The sequence below is a fragment of the Micromonospora echinaurantiaca genome, from assembly GCF_900090235.1.
GTDB lineage: Bacteria > Actinomycetota > Actinomycetes > Mycobacteriales > Micromonosporaceae > Micromonospora > Micromonospora echinaurantiaca.
Window position 1 is genome coordinate 5,610,670 of sequence record NZ_LT607750.1, and the last position, 15,692, is coordinate 5,626,361.

Here is a 15,692-nt window from a genome sequence, read left to right on the forward strand (position 1 = left end):
ACCCGGGTGATCGTCTCACCGCGGGTGGCCGGCCGAGCGTCACTTCGGCTGGGCCTTGGAGGTGACCGTGACGGTGCCGGCGGCGATGTCCGCCTTCAGCTTGTCGACCTCGGCCTTCAGCTCCGCCGGAACCTTGCTGTCGAACTCGTGGTACGGGGCCAGCGAGACACCGTTGTTGGCCAGGGTGCCCAGGAAGCCCGGGTTGGCGCTGAGCTTCTCGCCACCGGCGGCCTTCAGCACGGCCTCCTTGACGGCGTCCGGGATGTTCTTGACCACGGTGGTGATGATCGCCGGGCAGTCCGGGGTGCTCTCGCAGCCGTCGACGTCCACCCAGATGGTGTTGTACTTGCCGCCCGAGGCCTTCGCCGCACCGGTGGTGCCGAGGCCGGCGCCGCCGGCGACCGGCATGATGATGTCGGCGCCCTGCGCGACCAGCGCGTCGCTGACCTTCTTGCCCTCGTCCTGCTTGACGAAGTCGTTGGTGAAGGAGCCGTTCTGGGTGGCCTTGTCCCAGCCCAGGACCTTGACGCTCTTGCTCTTGGTCTTGTTGTAGTGGGCCACGCCGTCGACGTACCCGTCCATGAAGATGGTCACCGGCGGGATCTTCATGCCGCCGTAGGTGCCGACGGTGCCGGACTTGGTCATCCCGGCGGCCAGGTAACCGGCCAGGAAGCCGGCCTGGGCGGTATCGAACTGCATCGGGTAGACGTTGCTCTCCGGCAGCTTCGCGTCGACGATGCCGAACTGCTGGTTCGGGTTCGCCTTGGCGATCTTCGAGGTGGCGTCGCCCATCAGGCCGCCGACCGCGAGGATGAAGTCGCACTTCTGGTTCACGTACTGGGTCAGGTTCGGCTCGTAGTCGGCCTCGGCCTTCGACGCCACGTACTTGATGTCGATGTTGCCGTTCTCGGCCTTGGCGGCCTCCAGGCCCTGCCAGGCCGAGGTGTTGAACGACTTGTCGTCGATGCCGCCGACGTCGGTCACCATGCAGGCGCTGTACTTCTTGCCGCCGTCACCGGCGCCGTTGTTCTCCTCGGGGGCCTCGCCACACGCGGCGGCGCTCAGCACGAGCCCACCCACCGCGAGGATCGAGGCGATCCGCATCCCACGCACCGAGCGCAAGACGTCTCCCTTCCATTGCTCACCGCGGGTCGCGCGGTGGCAGCCCATTAGCCGGCCTGGCGACTTGCCGCCGGCGTCCCACGTTACGGACGGGAGCGTACGCCCGCGCCCACCCAACGGCCGACAATCGTGCACGACTGTTGAGTGCCTGTTACCCCTACGTAACCCTGGGGTGGGCCAGGTCACTCTCGGCACCGACGGGTGGGCGTTCCGACGTCGCGAACGTCCGTTTTCCGGGGCCGTCCCCCTGTCGGGGACGTTACCGCCAGAAGACCGCCACCGCCGCGTTGACCAGGGTCAGACCGACGATGGCGAGGAAATGGCCGCGGTTGACCGCCTCTCGCTTGCGGGAGAAGAAGACCATGACGAAGATCAGCAGCGCGAGCACCAACTTGGTAACAAGCTTCGCCGGGTCGGGCTCGTCGCCGTCGCGCAGCGGCGCGGAGAGGCCGATGCCGGTGAGCAGCATGATCACCGAACCCCACAGCATCGACGAGTTGATCCGCAGCCGCCCGCTGACGTACTGGACGATCGCCCCGCCCAGCAGCAGCGCGAAACCGATCAGGTGGACGTAGCGAAGTATCAGTCTCAGAGCTTCCACGGCGACCATCTTCCCCTATCAACGACAGTTTGTAGTAGGGGGCGCGGCGGAGACCGGGCCGCGGGTCAGCCGGCCGCGGCCCGGGCCGGCCGGAGGGCGGCGACCGGCTCGTCGGCCGGCGCGGGTGCAGGCCGGGCCAGTAGCAGCAGGGCGAGGCCGAGCACGGCGTACCCGGCGAGCACGGCCAGCGGGGCGCCGGCCCCGGCGCCGTCGAAGAAGGCCGCCGAGCGCAGCAGCGTGCCGCCGGCGCCGACCGGCAGCCACTGACCCACCGTGCCCCAGGGCTGCGGCAACAGCTCGGGGGCCGCGGCGACCGCCGAGAGCGGGTTGCCGACCAGGAAGACCAGCAGCGCGCCCAGCCCGATCCCCGGACGGCCGAGCAGCGCGCCGAGCCCGGCGACCACGGCCGCGGTGGCCAGCCCGAAGAGCCCGATCACGGCCGCCTCGGCGAGCCAATCGCCGCCGAGCAGGCCGAGCCAGCCGTGCAGCACCGCCACCCCGACCCCGCCGGCCAGCACGGCGTACGCCGCCAGTCCGGCCAGCCGGGCGGCCCGGCCGGTGACCAGCAGGACGAGCAGCACCCCGGCGAGCATGCTGGTCAGCGCCAGCGGCAGGAAGCCGGCGGCGAACCCGGCGCCCCGGGGGTCGTCCGGGTCGGCGGGCACCACCTCGACCACCGGCACCGGTCGCCCAGGGGCGAGCTGGCTGGCCGCCTCGGTGAGCAGTGCCGCCACCGTAGGGCTGGCGGCCGCGGCGGTGTGCAGGGCGATCCCGTCCGGGCCGGCGACGAAGGCGGCGTAGACCTCGCGGTCGCGCAGCGCCCGGTCGGCCGCGGCCGCGTCCGGCAGGGTGGTGACCTCGAACGCGCCGGGCCGGGCGGCGGCGAGCCGGCCGGCCAGTTCGCCGGTTGCGGGCGCGGGGCCGGCGACGGCGACCGGCAGGTCGCGTGGCGCGAGGTGGGCGGCCGGTGCCGCGAACAGCGGTACGAGCAGCGCCTGCACGCCCACCACCAGGGCGGCGGCCAGGACGGCGAGCAGTAACGGCGAGCGGGTACGGGTCGACATGTCCCATCTCCTAAAACGAATGCTCGTTCTCTTTGCGTCCAGGCTCCTCCCGCCCCACTCCGCTGTCAAGAACGAACGCTCGCTTTACGATGTATCCCGTGCCACGTGTCTCGGCCGAACACCTCGCCGCCCGCCGCCGCCAGATCGTCGACGCGGCCCGGCGCTGCTTCCTCCGGGAGGGTTTCCACCGCACCTCCATGCAGGACGTGATCGCCGAGGCGGGCCTCTCGGTCGGTGCCGTCTACCGCTACTTCCCGAGCAAGAACGACCTGATCAACGCCATCGCCGAGGAGGCGGTCAGCGGGGCCGGGGAGGTGCTCGCCGGGTTGGCCCGGCACGACCCGCCGCTGCCGCTGGTCGAGGCGCTGGACCGCGTCCTGACGTACGTGGAGACCCAGCTCGGAGCCGACGGGGTGCTGCGCATCGCGATCCAGGTCTGGGGCGAGGCGCAGCGCGATCCGGCGCTGGCCGCGTTCGTCGCGGAGAAGTACACCGGCTTCCGCAGCCAGTTCGGGCTGCTGGTGCGCCGGGCCCAGCAGGCCGGCGAACTGCCCGCGGGCACCGACCCGGACGCGATCGCCGCGGCGCTCTTCGCCCTCGTCCCGGGCTGGTTCACCCAACGCATCCTGACCGGCGGGCCGGACCGGCGGACCTATCTGGCCGGGGTGCGGGCCCTGCTCGGCGCGACCCCGCTGGACTAGCTGTGCCGCCCCCGCCCGGCCGGGCGGTCAGCGACCCTCGGCGGTCGAGACCGGCCGACCACCCGGCGCCCGCGCGTCGGCTGTCGAGGGCTCCGGGTCCCCGCCGGCCGGCCCCGCCACCTCCGCCGGCCCCGCCACCTCCGCCGGCCCCGCCAATTCCGCTGGCGGCGGCTCGGTGACCGCCGGCTCGTCGCTCCGGTCGGCGCTGACCGCGACCGCCACCCAGCCGGCGCAGCTCAGCGCCGCGAGCAGGACGGCCAGCACGGCGACCCGGGCCGCCGAGGTGCGCAGCCACCAGTCGATGTCGTTCGGCCCCAACGCGTAGGTCAGCGTGAGTGCGGCCAGGTAGTACCCGCAGAGCGCCCACAGCCAGCCGTCCGACCCGAGCCCGGCCCGTCGGCGGTGCCGCCGCAGGAAGAGCGCACCCAGCACCGCCACGGCCAGCGCGCCGGCCGCCACCGGCCCGACCACGTCGCGTAACACCCGCAGGGTCACCCGGAACCGCTCGACCGTCTCCGGGTCCCAGCCGGACACCGCGCCCCGGCCGGCGTGCCCGGTGATGTCGGAGCGGGCACCCAGCAGCCGGGCCAGCAGCGCCCAGCCGACCCCGGCCAGCACCGGAAGCCAGACCAGCCCGACCCGCCGCAACTGGGCCCGGGCCCGCACCGTGGCCAGTACCGCTACCGCGCCGGCGACCACCAGGCCCTCGTTCTTGGCAAGCGCGGCCACAGTGAGCAGCAGCAGGGCCAACGCCGGCCGGCGCAGCGGATCCGCCGCGAGGAGCAGGGCGACCACGGCGCCGGCCGCGGCGGCCGACCAGAGCGGATCAACGTAGCCGCTGGTGAGCGCGTGTGGCGCGGTCGCCCAGGTGGCCAGGCCGACCCCGATGGCGAGCGGCCAGGCGACCGGGGCAGGGGCGAACGCGAGCACCCGTCGCACCAGGTGCACCAGCATGGCGATCGCCGAGAAGCCGATCAGGACCCCGACCGCCTGCGCGGTGCGGAAATCCGGCTCGGCGACGCTCCACACAGCCGCCAGCGGAGCCGAGGCCAGCGGCGGATAGTCGGTGTGCGAGAAGGCGAAGCCGGCACTGCCGATCGCCTCCCGGGCGTACCCGCCGTCGTGCGACAGGTAGCCGGCGCGCAGCCACCAGATGGAGTGCGGATCCCAGCGGACCGCTGGTTCCCCCATGAAGAGCAGCGGCGGGAGCAGCGGGAGGGCGGTCAGCAGCGCGGACGACCAGCCGCCGTACGGCACCGGCTCGCCGGGCCGGCGCAGCAGCCACCACGCCAGCGCCGCCGCCGCGGGCAGCACCAGTGCGAGCCAGAGCACCAGTGGCCCGCCGGCGAGCAGCATCAGGATCACCGCGGCGGTGCTCAGCAGCGCCGACACCAGGGGCGCCAACAGCACGGCGAGGTACGGGCTGCGGAGCAGCGCGTACGCCAGCGGAAACCCGCCGACCAGGAGCGACAGTCCGGCGACGACCGGCGTCATCGCCCGGCCCCCCGCACGACCAGCCGGACCCGCGGGCCGGTCGGCCCGGGTCGCTCCACCACACCGACGCTCACCAGGTGGTCCGCGGCGTCCGGCGTGCCGACGACCAGGCTGCCGGTCAGCGCCGCGAACTCGGCCAGCCGCTGCCGCCACAGGGTCCGGTCGGTGGCCGCCGGCACCGGGTAGACCCGGCTGCCGGGCGGCACCTGGTCGGCGAACTCCCGGCGCAGCGATTCGAAGTCCACCTGGGAGCGCCGGGCCCCCGGGTTGTGCTCGGGGTCGCGCAGGTAGGCGACCCCGTGACCGGTGGCCTGCCAGGCCCCTTCACCGGTCACGACCAGACAACCGACGCCGAGGGTCGCCACGGCGACCCGGACGACGAGGCGACCGACGGCCCCCGCACAACGCTCTCCCGCCATCACGACCGGCCGCGCTCAGTGGGCAGGGGTACCGGTGGGACGGCGGCGGGTGCGCTCGCGGCCGAGGATCCAGAGCGCCTCGACCCCGTCCCGCCAGGTGATCTTCTTGCCCTCCTCGCGGCCCCGGGCCCGGTAGCTGATCGGCACCTCGTACGGCCGGATCCGGCGGCGCAGCAACTTGCCGGTCACCTCGGCCTCCATCCCGAAGCCCCGGGAGCGGATGTCGAGCGAGCGGTAGAGCGCCACCGGCATCAACTTGAAACAGGTCTCCAGGTCACTGATGTAGGAGTTGAACAACACGTTCGCCGCCATCGTGACGCCCTTGTTGCCCATCACGTACCAGAAGCTGTAGGCGCTGTGGCTGCCGAAGGTGCGATTGCCGTAGACCACCGTCGCCCGACCGTCGAGCACCGGGTCGAGCAGCTTGGGGATGTCCTGCGGGTCGTACTCCAGATCCGCGTCCAGGATCACCATGTAGTCGCCCTCGGCGCTGTCGACGGCGGTCTTGATGGCCGCGCCCTTGCCCGCGTTACGCGCATGGGTGATCACCCGTAGTCGGGCGTCGTCGGCCCGACGCAGAATCTCCCCGGTGCCGTCCCGGCTGCCGTCGTCGACCACGACGAGTTCGACCGTGCCCGGGTAGTCGACCGCCAGCGCCTGCTTCACGGCATCCGCCACGCGTGCCTCTTCGTTGTAGACGGGCATGAGGACCGACAACTTCACGGGAATCTCCCAACAACCGACGGCGCTGATGGCACCGGCTCGCGGGTGACCGACAGGAAGGCGTCAGTGAAACAGATTGGACATCGGGTCGCCGCCCCTATGGAAAAAGGACCCATAACGGAAGCGGCGCCCCCGAAGGAATTGCGATCCACGCCGCCGATTCGACCCTGACCAGCGCATCTAGCGAGGGTGAACGATCAGAATCGGTGACACTGGACGGCAGGTTGCACGTCGTTCGGGTAATTGTTGAAGACGTTCGTCCGTTCACTCATTCCGCCGGAACGGCAATTCGCCACGGAGGCGTGCCGAGAAAGTCGGAAATCCGCGATCGGCACCGCCGTCAGAGCCGCCACACCTGGAAGGTCGGGCCGTCACCCGGCAGGGTGCACGCGCCGTCCGCGTCCGGGCGCAGCGCCGGCGCTCCGCCGTAGACGTTCCCGCCGCCCGGCAGGCCGGTCAGCCGGACCGGCGCGCCGGCCGCCCGACGGGCCAGCACCAGCACCGACCCGGTCGGCGCCTCGCGCAGGAACACCAGCGTGTCGGCGTCGACGTACAGCCAGCGCAGCCCACCCCGGCGCAGCGCGGGCTCGGCGTGGCGCAGCGCGATCAGCGCCCGATACGTGGCGAACGTGCCGGCGTCCCAGCGCTCCGGCCGGTGCCACGGCATCGGGGTACGCGACCCCTCGCCGTTGTCGCCGGTCAGCCCCAGCTCGTCCCCCGCGAAGATCATCGGAATGCCCGGCATGGTGGCGAGCAGGCCGGCGGCGACCTCGTGCCGGGCCGCGTCGCCGACCACCGTGCGGATCCGGGCCGAGTCGTGCGAGCCGAGCAGCTGCCACGAGTGCACGTACGACCGCCAGGAGACCAGCGACCGGTAGGAGTTCATGGTGGCGAGCACGGCGTCGGCGTCCCGGCGGGCCACCCCGCCCGGAGTGCCGAGGAAGTTCGGCAGCGGCTGGTCGCCGTGGCGCAGCCAGGACCAGACCGGGTCGGTGAACCCGACGTAGTTCATCGTGCCGTGCCAGCCGTCCCGGTCCAGGTCACCGGTGTGGTCGTGACCGTGCTCGGCCATCAGCAGCCCGTCGGCGCGGGTCTGCGCGACCACCCGGCGCAGCAGCGCCGCCACCTCGTGGGTGTACGCGTCCGCGCCCCGCCGGCCGGTCATGTTCGCCACGTCCACCCGCCAGCCGTCCAGCCCGTACGGCGGGCGCAGCCAGCGGCGCAGCAGCGCGTCGTCGGCGGTGGCGAAGCGCCGGCGCAGCTCGGCGCTGCCCCAGTTCAGCTTCGGCAGCGACTTGACCCCGTTCCAGGACTCGTAGTCCCCGGTCACCTGGTCGAAGTAGTACAGCTCCCGTTCGGCCGCGCGCACGTCCGAGCTGGCGGCGGTGAACCACTCGTGCGCGTCGCCGGTGTGGTTGCTGGTGATGTCGCCGAGCAGCCGCCAGCCCCGGGCCCGTACCGCGTCGGCGAGGCGGACCAGGGCGGCGTCCCCGCCGAGCAGCGGGTCCACCGCGTCGAAGCTGGCCGCGTCGTAGCGGTGGTTGGAGCGGGCCGGAAAGATCGGGGTCAGGTAGACGGTGTTCACGCCGAGCCGGGCCAGGTGGTCCAGTCGTTCGGTGACGCCGTCCAGGTCACCGCCGTAGAACTGGCGCGGGGTCTCCGGGCCGCGCCCGATCACCGGGGTGTCCCAGTCGCACGGGATCGCCCAGTCGGGCAGCGGCCGGCCGTCGGCGGCGGCCGAGCGGGCGAACCGGTCCGGGAAGATCTGGTAGACCACCGCGTCGCGGGCCCAGGCCGGCGGCGGGTCGTACGAGACCAGCCGGAAGTCCCCGTGGTCCGGCACGTCGTGGTCGACCAGCCCGGCGGCGTTCAACCAGCGGCGGTCGCGCGCGCCGGTGAGCAGGAACCGGTAGTTGCTGACCGGGTTGCGCACCTGCACCGCGGCCCGCCACCAGACCTCGCCGCCGGCCGTGCGGTCGACGACCGCCTCGGCGAACCGGGGCTCGCCGTCGCCGGTGGTCCGCACGTGCACCTGGCGGACGTCGGCGCCGGCCGGCACCCGGACGAAGACGTCGACCGTCTGGCCCAGCGACGGCTCCTGCTCGGGGACGTACAGCTCGGACCCGTCGTGGTGCGGCTGGAACGGCATGGTCGGACCTTTCGGGTTGGGTCGGCCGGGGAGAGGAAGGGGCGTCCGCCGCGGCCGGTTTCCCGGCCGCGGCGTTCGGCCCGTGACTGCTCCGGTGTACGTCGACACGACGCCCTTGCCGCAGCTCGCACCGACGCCGGGGGCGTGGTGCGGGGGGCCGCCACTCGTACGGACGGCGCCGGCCCCTCAGCGCAGTGGCACCGCTCGCCGCGCCCACGACGACGAGCGGCCACCCCTGCGGGTCATCCCTTGACGGCTCCGGCGGTGAGCCCGGAGACGATGTAGCGCTGGAGGAGTTGGAACACCAGCACGGTGGGGATCGCGGTGAGCAGGGTGCCCGCCGCGAACATCCCAAAGTTGTTGTTCCGCTCGCCGGCCACCAGGCCGAACATGCCGACCGCCAGGGTCTTCGACTCGGTGTCGGTGAGGAACACGTTGGCGATCATGAACTCGTTGATGGTGCCGATGAAGGAGAGCAGCGCGGTCACCGCCAGGATCGGCGCCACCAGCGGCAGCATGATCCGGAAGAAGACCTGGGCGTGGGTGGCGCCGTCCATGGTGGCCGACTCGTCCAACTCCCGGGGCAGCGTGTCGAAGAAGCCCTTCATCAGCCAGGTGTTCACGCCCAGCGCGCCGCCCATGTAGAGCAGGAACAGTCCCCAGGGCGTGTTGAACCCGATGCCCGGCCACAGGTCGGTGACCGTCGTGAAGATCAGGAAGATCGCCACGATCGCCAGGAACTGCGGGAACATCTGGATCAGCAGCAGGGTGAGCAGCCCGATCCGGCGGCCGGCGAACCGCATCCGGGAGAAGGCGTACGCGGCCAGCGCGGACAGGAAGATCGACACGAAGCTCGCCGTGCCGGCGATCAGCAGGCTGTTGAGGAACCAGTGGCCGAAGGCGGTCCGCTCGAAGAGGTTGCCGAAGTTCTCGAACGACACACCTTCGGTCGGCACCAGTTCGGTCGAGGAGAGCGTGCCGCGCGGGTTCAGCGCCGCGGAGAGCACGAACAGGATCGGGAAGAGGCTGAACGCCACCGCCAGCAACCCGACCACGTGCCGCCAGCCGACCTGGCGGAGCCACTGGCCGCGCCGCCCGCCCCGGGCGTTGCGGTTGGCGACCGGCGCGCCGCCGGCCGTGTCGCCGGCGGCCCGGACACCGCTGAGGGTGGTCACCGGAGCCACCTGCCGATCGCGACAGCGGGGCTCGCAAGCTCACTCCTCGCGCTCACCGGACCCACCTTCCGTTCGCGACTGCGGGGCTCGCAAGCTCACTCCTCGCGCTCACGAGTACACCTCCTCCTGCTTGCGGGTGCGCCGGAAGCTGATCGCCGAGACCGTCGCGACGATCGCGAAGATGAAGATCGACACCGCGGCGGCCATGCCGAACTCGGCGCCCTGCGCGCCGAACGCCAACCGGTAGGTGTAGGTGATCAGCAGGTCGGTGGCTCCGTTGGTCGGGTTGTCGGCCGGGAACGGCCCACCCTCGGTGGTCAGCCAGATCGCGTTGATGTTGTTGAAGTTGTACGCGAACGACGCGATCAGCAGCGGGGAGAGCGCGACCAGCAGCAGCGGCAGGACGACCGCCCGGAACGACTGCCAGGGCGACGCGCCGTCGACCGAGGTGGCCTCGGTCAGCTCGCGCGGGATCGCCTGGAGCGCGCCGGTGGTCACCAGGAACATGTACGGGTAGCCGAGCCAGAGCTGCACCAGCAGCACCGCGGCGCGGGCCGACCAGTCCTGGCCGAACCAGTCCACGCCCAGCCCGAACAGGTTGTTGATCAGGCCGAAGTCGGTGTTGAACATGTCCCGCCAGACCAGCAGCATGGCGAACGACGGCATGGCGTACGGCAGGATCAGCAGCACCCGGTAGAGGTTGGTGCCGCGCATCCGGGGCGAGTGCAACGCCAGCGCGATGCCCATGCCGAGCAGGAAGGTCAGCCCGGTCGAGCCGATCGCGAAGGCGAAGTTCCAGACCAGCGTGCCGAAGAACGGGCCGGAGATGGCCGGCTCGGTGAGCACCCGGGCGAAGTTGTCGATCCCGACGTTGACCTTCCAGCCCTGCGCCAGCCGCTCACCGTCGGCGGCCACGAAGGCGCCGCTGGACTCGTCCGCGGTCCAGATCCTGCCGCTCTCGGCGTCCCGGACGCAGTCGCAGCCCGCGTCGTACGCCCGCATGGCCTTGCCCTCGTAGGCGCGGGTGAGACCGGTGGAGCGGATGGCGCCACCGGCGGTCGGCACGATCAGGTCGGTGATCTCCTGGCTGCGGGCGCCGGCCTGGCCGAAGTTCAACACGGTGTAGCCGTCGGCGGCGGTGACCTTGCCGCCCGGGGCGACGGTGACGTCGGCCGGGTCGAGTCGGCGCAGCCCCTCGGCGTCGCCGACCGAGACCACTCCGGTGGCCGGGTCAGTGACCAGGAAGACCAGCGGGCCGGTGGCCGGGTCGCCGGTGGTGGCGATGGAGAGCGCGTACTCGGTGGAACCGGGCACCTGCTTGACCGAGGCGGTCTGGATGGCGACGACCGCGTCGTCCTTGCTGCCGCGGTGCCCGTCGCCGAAGTTCGTGAAGGCGGTGCTCGCCGTGTAGAGCACCGGGAAGACCTGGAAGGCGATCAGGAAGAGCGTGCCGGGGACCAGGTACTTGGCCGGGACGTGCCGGCGGGTGAGGTAGAGGTAGAACAGTCCGGCGGTGGTGACCGCCAGCAGGGCCAGCCCGGCCCACTTCTCGGCCTCGATGAGCGGGAAGGCCGCCCAGATCGCGATCCCGGCCACCAGGCCGAGCAGGACCACCTTGACCAGCAGACCGGTCACGGTGATCGGCGCGTGGTTCCGCGCGGTACCGGACGAGCGCGGGAGCCCGGAGCCGACGGGCTCCCGGCCCGGGACCTGCTGGGCAGGTCCCGGGCCGGACAGCGGCGTGCTCATTACTTGATCTGGCCGGAGATGGTCTTGCCGGCCGCGGTGATCGTCTTGGTCGGGTCGGCGCCGCCGATGATGGCGGCCTGCGCCTTGCCGAACGGGTCCCAGATCGCGGCCATCGCCGGGATCGCCGGGAGCACCTGGCCGTTCTTGCCGGCCTCCTGGAACTTGGCCAGGTCCGGGTCGGTGCCCTTGACCTGGTCCAGCGCCGCGGTCAGCGCCGGCGGGCGGGGCTCGGCGTTGTACAGCGCCACGGCCAGCTCGGGGGTGGTGACGTAGTTGGCCACGAACTCCTGGGCCAGCGCCTTGTTCTTGCCCTTGGCCGCCACGTAGAAGGACTGGACACCGACGAACGGCTGAGCCTCCTTGCCGCCGGCGAAGCCGGGGACCGGGGAGATGTCGTAGGAGATGTTCGCCTTCTTGGCGTCCGCGATGGCCCACGGGCCGGAGACCAGGAAGGCGCACTTCTTGGCGCCGAAGTTGGCGATCGAGTTCTCGGCGGTGATGGAGCGCTTCAACGCACCCTCACCCTTCTCGCCGAGCGCGGCGATCTTCTTGAACGCCTCGATCGACTCCGGCTTGCCCACGCCCAGGTCCTTCGGGTCGTAGTCGCCGTTGGCCGCAGTGCCGAAGAGGTAGCCGCCGGCCGAGGTGTACAGCGGGTAGATGTGGTACGCGTCGCCGTTCTGGCCGGACTGCAGGCAGAGGATCTCGCTGGCCTTCTTCTCCGCCTTGAGCTTCTTGCCGGTGGCGACCAGTTCCTCGATGGTCTTCGGCGCCTCCGGGGCCAGCGCGGTGTTGCGGATCAGCGCGAGGTTCTCCATCGCGTACGGCACGCCGTAGAGCTGACCGTTGAACGTGACGGCCTTGACGGCGGTCGGGTTGAAGCCGCTCTTCTGCTCGGCGGTCAGCTGCACCGGGTCGATGGCGCCGTTCTGCACCAGGTTGCCGATCCAGTCGTGCGCGCCGACCACCACGTCCGGGCCACTGCCCTGCTGGTGGGCGGTGACGAAGTTGGTCTGCAGGTCCTTGGAGACGGCCTGCACCTCGACGGTGACGCCGTTCTCCTGGCCGAACTTCTCACCGAACGGCTTGAGGGCCGCGGCCCGCTTGTCGTCGGCCCAGATCACCAGCTTGCCGCCGGCGGCTGCCTTGGGGGACTCGTTGGCGGCCGGCTCGTCGCTGCCGCCGCAGCCGGACGCGGCGAGCGCCAGGGCGAAGGCGGCGACCACACCCGCGGTACGGATGCGCATCGGTACTCCTGTCGTCATGGCGGTCCGCCGGGGGAAGGGCGGCCCGCCAGTGGAAACCTCTGTAAGTTCTTGCCAACCGGCGCTAGGGTGCCGCGCCGCTGCTCTCGCATGTTGCGGGGACGTTAGCAAGGCGTTTCAGAGAATGGAAGGGCTTGCAAGAGTGTACGCAAGAACTTGCCAGTGAGCTAAAGTGCCGCCATGCGCGCTCGACTGTCCGACATCGCCCAACAGGCCGAAGTCAGCGAGGCCACGGTGTCGCGGGTGCTCAACGACCGCCCGGGCGTGGCCCCGGAGACCCGGCAGGCCGTCCTGACCGCCCTCGACGTGCTCGGCTACGAGCGCCCGGCCCGACTGCGCAAGCGCAGCGCCGGCCTGGTCGGCCTGGTCGTCCCGGAGTTGGACAACCCGATCTTCCCCGCCTTCGCCCAGGTGATCGAGTCGACGCTGGCGCAGAGTGGGTTCACCCCGGTGCTGTGCACCCAGACCGCCGGCGGCGTCACCGAGGACGAGTACGTCGAGATGCTGCTGGATCGGCAGGTCTCCGGGATCGTCTTCGTCTCCGGCCTGCACGCCGACACCGCCGCCAACCACGACCGTTACCGGGCGCTGATCGCCCGCCCGCTGCCGGTGGTGATGATCAACGGCTACGTGCCCGGCATCGCCGCGCCCTTCGTCTCCTGCGACGACGGCGAGGCCGCCGAGCTGGCGGTGGCCCACCTGGTCGCGCTCGGGCACCGCCGGATCGGCCTGATCACCGGCCCGGACCGGTTCGTGCCGGTGCAGCGGAAGGTGGCCGGTTGGCGCAGCGCGATGAGCCGGCTGGCCAGGCTCCCCGCCGCCGACCTCGACGAGCTGGCCGAGCTGTCGCTGTTCGGTGTGGAGGGTGGCGAGGCGGCCGCCGGCCGGCTGCTCGACCGGGGCGTCACCGGCATCGTCTGCGGCTCCGACCTGATGGCGCTCGGCGCCATCCGGGCGGCCCGGCAGCGCGGCCTGTCGGTGCCGGCCGACCTGTCGGTGGTCGGCTACGACGACTCGCCGCTGATGGCGTTCACCGACCCGCCGCTGACCACCATGCGCCAGCCGGTGGCGGCGATGGCGGTGGCCGCGGTGCGGGCCCTGGTCGACGAGATCAACGGGCACGCCGCCCCGCACTCGGAGTACCTGTTCCGCCCGGAGCTGGTGGTACGCGGGTCGACCGCGGTCGCCCGGGCGGCCGGCGGCCGGCCGGGCAGCGGCGAGGTGAGCGGGCAGCGGCCCGCGCCGCCCGCGCTCGCCGTGCCAGCCTGATCCGGTGATTGGCGTCATTTCTTGCGCAAGGACTGCTTGACTCTTGCAACATCGGAGCGGCATCCTGCTCAAACACCCGTGCGTCCACCGCCACGCCCGCACCGGGTGCCGCTGTCCCGCGCCACAGAACGGGGAACGCCTCGATGACCGCCAGCCACCCCACCCCGCAGACCTCCGACGCCGACTGGTGGCGCTCCGCCGTCGTCTACCAGGTCTACGTCCGCAGCTTTGCCGACAGCGACGGCGACGGCATCGGTGACCTGCGCGGCATCCGGGAGCGCCTGCCGTACCTGCGCGACCTCGGGGTGGACGCGCTCTGGTTGACCCCCTTCTACACCTCGCCGATGGTCGACGGCGGCTACGACGTGTCCGACTACCGCGACGTCGACCCGATGTTCGGCACCCTCGCCGACTTCGACGCCATGATCACCGACGCGCACGCGCTCGGCCTGCGGATCATCGTCGACCTGGTGCCCAACCACACCTCCAGCGCGCACCCGTGGTTCCAGGCCGCCCTGGCCGCCGGCCCCGGTTCCGCCGAGCGGGCGCGCTACCTCTTCGCCAACGGCAAGGGCGAGCACGGCGAGCTGCCTCCGAACGACTGGGAGAGCATCTTCGGCGGCCCGGCCTGGACCCGGGTGCCGGACGGCCAGTGGTACCTGCACCTGTTCGACCCGGCCCAGCCGGACCTGAACTGGCGGCATCCGCAGGTGCGCGCCGAGTTCGAGGACGTCCTGCGGTTCTGGCTGGACCGGGGCGTGGACGGCTTCCGGATCGACGTGGCGCACGGAATGATCAAGGCCGAGGGCCTGCCGGACGTCGGCTTCAGCACGATGACCACCGGCCAGCGCCAGGTGGAGCTGCTCGGCAAGGGCCGGCTGCCCTACTTCGACCAGGACGAGGTGCACGACATCTACCGCGCCTGGCGGCCGATCCTGGACAGCTACCCGGGCGGCCGGATGGCGGTCGCCGAGGCGTGGGCCGAGACGCCGCAGCGGCTGGCCCGCTACATCGGCCCGGACGAGCTGCACCAGGCGTTCAGCTTCGACTTCCTCGATGCGACCTGGTCGGCCGAGTCGTTCCGCAAGGTGATCGACACTGCGCTCGCCGAGGCCACCATCGTCGGCGCGCCCACCACCTGGGTGCTCTCCAACCACGACAAGCAGCGGCACGTCACCCGCTACGGGGACGGCCCGGAGGGGCTGCGCCGGGCCCGCGCGGCCACCCTGCTGATGCTCGCCCTGCCCGGCTGCGCGTACCTCTACCAGGGCGAGGAGCTGGGCCTGCCGGAGGTGCTCGACCTCCCCGACGAGCTGCGCCAGGACCCGGCGTTCCTGCGCACCGGCGAGAGCCGGGACGGCTGCCGGGTGCCGATCCCGTGGAGCGGCGAGCTGGCCCCGTACGGCTTCGGGCCGGCCGGCAGCGAGCTGAGCTGGCTGCCCGCCCCGGAGACCTGGCGGGCCCTGTCGGTCGCCGCCCAGACCGGCGTGCCGGGCTCGACTCTGGAGCTCTACCGCACGGCGCTGCGGATCCGCCGGGAACACCCGGCGCTGGCCGCCGACGCCGGCGAGGTGACCTGGCTGGAGACCGCGCCGGGCGTGCTGGCCTTCAGCCGCGCCGCCGGTGACACCGTGCTGACCTGCGTGGTCAACATCAGCGGTGCCCCGGCCCTGATCGACGGGTACGGCGAGCCGATCGCCGCCAGCGAGGCGCTCACCGGGCAGGGCTCCGGCCATCTGCTCGGAGTCGACGCGGCTGCCTGGTTCGAACGGCGCTGAGCGGGTAACCCGTCATCGACCTGGTCGTCCGTTGTGCCCCGCGCCGACGGGCGGCTGGGCCACCGACCCCTTGTGGTGGGGGGTGAGGTGGCGCCGGCGCCTCGTGGAGTCCGCTCCGCGAGGCGCCGGCGTCCATCGGCGGACGTGTCGCCACTGCCCGCGGGGGTAGGAGTTGCCATGACG

Annotated in this window: 13 protein-coding genes; 3 read left to right on the forward strand and 10 right to left on the reverse strand. The window is 72.0% G+C overall.

Annotated features, from left to right (window positions below; all coding sequences use genetic code 11):
- Positions 1-39: 39 nt before the first annotated feature.
- From GA0070609_RS25240 to GA0070609_RS25250, 3 genes are all read right to left on the reverse strand, one after another.
- A complete protein-coding gene (locus GA0070609_RS25240; RefSeq protein ID WP_088996093.1) occupies positions 40-1,104 on the reverse strand; it encodes a BMP family lipoprotein in 1,065 nt (354 codons plus the stop codon).
- Positions 1,105-1,381: 277 nt separating this feature from the next.
- Complete coding sequence (locus GA0070609_RS25245; protein WP_088997954.1) at positions 1,382-1,723, reverse strand: hypothetical protein; 342 nt, start codon at positions 1,721-1,723, stop codon at positions 1,382-1,384.
- Positions 1,724-1,788: 65 nt separating this feature from the next.
- Positions 1,789-2,787 carry a hypothetical protein gene (locus GA0070609_RS25250; RefSeq protein ID WP_088996094.1) on the reverse strand — a complete coding sequence of 333 codons (999 nt, stop codon included), beginning with the start codon at positions 2,785-2,787 and terminating at the stop codon, positions 1,789-1,791.
- Positions 2,788-2,885: 98 nt separating this feature from the next.
- On the opposite strand from GA0070609_RS25250, the gene GA0070609_RS25255 reads away from it, so the two are divergent.
- Positions 2,886-3,488 carry a TetR/AcrR family transcriptional regulator gene (locus tag GA0070609_RS25255; protein WP_197700186.1) on the forward strand — a complete coding sequence of 201 codons (603 nt, stop codon included), beginning with the start codon at positions 2,886-2,888 and terminating at the stop codon, positions 3,486-3,488.
- A 27-nt stretch (positions 3,489-3,515) separates the two neighbouring features.
- Here GA0070609_RS25255 and GA0070609_RS25260 read toward each other — a convergent pair whose 3' ends face one another.
- From GA0070609_RS25260 to GA0070609_RS25290, 7 genes are all read right to left on the reverse strand, one after another.
- Positions 3,516-4,982: a hypothetical protein gene (locus GA0070609_RS25260; RefSeq protein WP_088996096.1), complete on the reverse strand. Its 1,467-nt coding sequence runs from the start codon at positions 4,980-4,982 to the stop codon at positions 3,516-3,518.
- Positions 4,979-5,317, reverse strand: a complete 339-nt coding sequence (locus tag GA0070609_RS25265; protein ID WP_157748295.1) for a hypothetical protein — start codon at positions 5,315-5,317, stop codon at positions 4,979-4,981. The genes GA0070609_RS25260 and GA0070609_RS25265 overlap by 4 nt, the downstream gene beginning before the upstream one ends.
- 99 nt (positions 5,318-5,416) lie before the next feature.
- The gene (locus GA0070609_RS25270) at positions 5,417-6,124 is read right to left on the reverse strand and encodes a glycosyltransferase family 2 protein (RefSeq protein WP_088996098.1); all 708 of its coding nucleotides are present in this window, start codon (positions 6,122-6,124) and stop codon (positions 5,417-5,419) included.
- A 340-nt stretch (positions 6,125-6,464) separates the two neighbouring features.
- Positions 6,465-8,273 carry a glycoside hydrolase family 13 protein gene (locus GA0070609_RS25275; protein WP_088996099.1) on the reverse strand — a complete coding sequence of 603 codons (1,809 nt, stop codon included), beginning with the start codon at positions 8,271-8,273 and terminating at the stop codon, positions 6,465-6,467.
- 242 nt (positions 8,274-8,515) lie between these two features.
- On the reverse strand, positions 8,516-9,328 hold the full coding sequence (locus tag GA0070609_RS25280) for a sugar ABC transporter permease (protein WP_231928921.1): 813 nt from the start codon (positions 9,326-9,328) through the stop codon (positions 8,516-8,518).
- Between the two features lie 228 nt (positions 9,329-9,556).
- Positions 9,557-11,197, reverse strand: coding sequence for an ABC transporter permease subunit (locus tag GA0070609_RS25285; RefSeq protein ID WP_088996100.1), 1,641 nt, complete (start codon positions 11,195-11,197; stop codon positions 9,557-9,559).
- The gene (locus GA0070609_RS25290; protein WP_088996101.1) at positions 11,197-12,444 is read right to left on the reverse strand and encodes a sugar ABC transporter substrate-binding protein; all 1,248 of its coding nucleotides are present in this window, start codon (positions 12,442-12,444) and stop codon (positions 11,197-11,199) included. Before GA0070609_RS25290 ends, GA0070609_RS25285 begins: the two co-directional genes overlap by 1 nt.
- Before the next feature lie 198 nt (positions 12,445-12,642).
- Between GA0070609_RS25290 and GA0070609_RS25295 the strand changes: the two genes are divergently transcribed.
- Together GA0070609_RS25295 and GA0070609_RS25300 are read left to right on the forward strand one after the other, a co-directional pair.
- Positions 12,643-13,731, forward strand: a complete 1,089-nt coding sequence (locus GA0070609_RS25295; RefSeq protein WP_231928411.1) for a LacI family DNA-binding transcriptional regulator — start codon at positions 12,643-12,645, stop codon at positions 13,729-13,731.
- A gap of 143 nt (positions 13,732-13,874) precedes the next feature.
- Positions 13,875-15,509 (forward strand): glycoside hydrolase family 13 protein, encoded by a 1,635-nt coding sequence (locus GA0070609_RS25300; RefSeq protein ID WP_088996102.1) that lies wholly within the window; start codon positions 13,875-13,877, stop codon positions 15,507-15,509.
- The last annotated feature ends 183 nt before the right edge of the window (positions 15,510-15,692 follow it).

Coding starts and splice junctions, on each gene's coding strand:
- GA0070609_RS25275 (WP_088996099.1), bottom strand. CDS start 8,273: ATGCCGTTCCAGCCGCACCACGACGGGTCCGAGCTGTACGTCCCCGAG.
- GA0070609_RS25250 (WP_088996094.1), bottom strand. CDS start 2,787: ATGTCGACCCGTACCCGCTCGCCGTTACTGCTCGCCGTCCTGGCCGCC.
- GA0070609_RS25300 (WP_088996102.1), top strand. CDS start 13,875: ATGACCGCCAGCCACCCCACCCCGCAGACCTCCGACGCCGACTGGTGG.
- GA0070609_RS25285 (WP_088996100.1), bottom strand. CDS start 11,197: ATGAGCACGCCGCTGTCCGGCCCGGGACCTGCCCAGCAGGTCCCGGGC.
- GA0070609_RS25295 (WP_231928411.1), top strand. CDS start 12,643: ATGCGCGCTCGACTGTCCGACATCGCCCAACAGGCCGAAGTCAGCGAG.
- GA0070609_RS25260 (WP_088996096.1), bottom strand. CDS start 4,982: ATGACGCCGGTCGTCGCCGGACTGTCGCTCCTGGTCGGCGGGTTTCCG.
- GA0070609_RS25290 (WP_088996101.1), bottom strand. CDS start 12,444: ATGCGCATCCGTACCGCGGGTGTGGTCGCCGCCTTCGCCCTGGCGCTC.
- GA0070609_RS25240 (WP_088996093.1), bottom strand. CDS start 1,104: ATGCGGATCGCCTCGATCCTCGCGGTGGGTGGGCTCGTGCTGAGCGCC.